Genomic DNA, 1,369 nt, shown 5'->3' on the forward strand with positions numbered 1-1,369 from the left:
TACTGCAACGGCAGTAGGCGAATCGAGTTCGGCTCGCGTTCGTTGGTCTGCCTGTGACGGACGTTGATGTCGATCAGTGGCATGGCGAGTTGGACCGGTTGCATGCCCGGATCGGGCCTCGGTTTCGGCGGGCGGAACCACGGCTGCGGGCGCGTCAGTACCTGTGCGGCCTGGTGTCGGGCCTGGGCCGGAAGAACGGCTGGACCCTGGCGGAGCAGGCCGGGGACGTGTCACCGGACGGGATGCAGCGGTTGTTGCGGTGGGCGGACTGGGACGTCGACGCGGTCCGCGACGACGTGCGGGACTACGTCGTCGAGCACCTCGGCGACCCGGCGGGAGTGCTGATCGTCGACGACACCGGGTTCCTGAAGAAGGGCACCCGGTCGGCGGGGGTGCAGCGGCAATATTCGGGCACGGCTGGTCGGACGGAGAACTGCCAGGTCGGGACGTTCCTGGCCTACCGGTCAGCGAAGGGCCACGCGCTAATCGACCGGCAGCTCTACCTGCCGGCGTCGTGGACCGATGACCGGGATCGGTGCCGGGCCGCGGGGATCCCGGACGAGGTGGAGTTCGCCACGAAGGTGCAGATGGCCCGCCAGATGCTGGCCCGCGCGTTGGATGCCGGGGTGCCGGTGGGGTGGGTGACGATGGACGAGGCCTACGGGCAGTCGAAATCCCTGCGGGTCTGGTTGGAACAACGGGATGTGGGTTATGTGGTCGCGACCCGCCGCAACGACGACATGATCACCACCACGATGGGCACCGCCCGGGCGGACGAGCTGATCGCCGCTCTGCCGGCTCGGGCGTGGTGCCGGCTGTCCGCCGGCGCCGGCGCGCATGGCCCTCGCGAGTACTGGTGGGCGCGGGTGCCGGTGCGCATCTGCTGGCAGCCCGGCCGGGGGCACTGGCTCCTGGCCCGGCGCAGCATGACGACCGGAGAGATCGCGTACTACGTCTGCTACGGACCCCGCCGCACCCGCCTGCTCGACCTGGTCCGGATCGCGGGGGCACGGTGGGCGATCGAGGAGTGTTTCCAGCAGGCCAAGAACGAAGCCGGCCTCGACGAGTACCAGGTCCGCGACTGGCGAGCCTGGTACGCCCACATCACCTTGTCCATGGCCGCCCACGCCTGGCTGTCCGTGGCCCGATCCCTTACCGCAAAAGGGGATCCAGCTCCGGCGACGACATGATGATCGGCTACACCGTACCGGAGATCCGAAGACTGCTCACCGCACTCATAGTGCGATCAACGCACCCACCCGAGCACGTCTGGGCCTGGTCCCGCTGGCGCCGACGACGCCAATACCAAGCCCGAACCTGCCACTACCGACGACACGGCTACCCCTGACCAACTGCCGTTGCAGTACTA

At 68.6% G+C, this 1,369-nt stretch carries 1 protein-coding gene; it reads left to right on the plus strand.

Features of this window, described 5'->3' with window-relative positions; translation table 11 throughout:
- Nucleotides 1–98 precede the first annotated feature (98 nt).
- Nucleotides 99–1,190, plus strand: a complete 1,092-nt coding sequence (locus AB0B57_RS36795; protein ID WP_357081097.1) for an IS701 family transposase — start codon at nucleotides 99–101, stop codon at nucleotides 1,188–1,190.
- Nucleotides 1,191–1,369 lie beyond the last annotated feature (179 nt).

Origin of the sequence: Micromonospora sp. NPDC049101, from assembly GCF_040648675.1 — a bacterium.
Taxonomy (GTDB): domain Bacteria; phylum Actinomycetota; class Actinomycetes; order Mycobacteriales; family Micromonosporaceae; genus Micromonospora.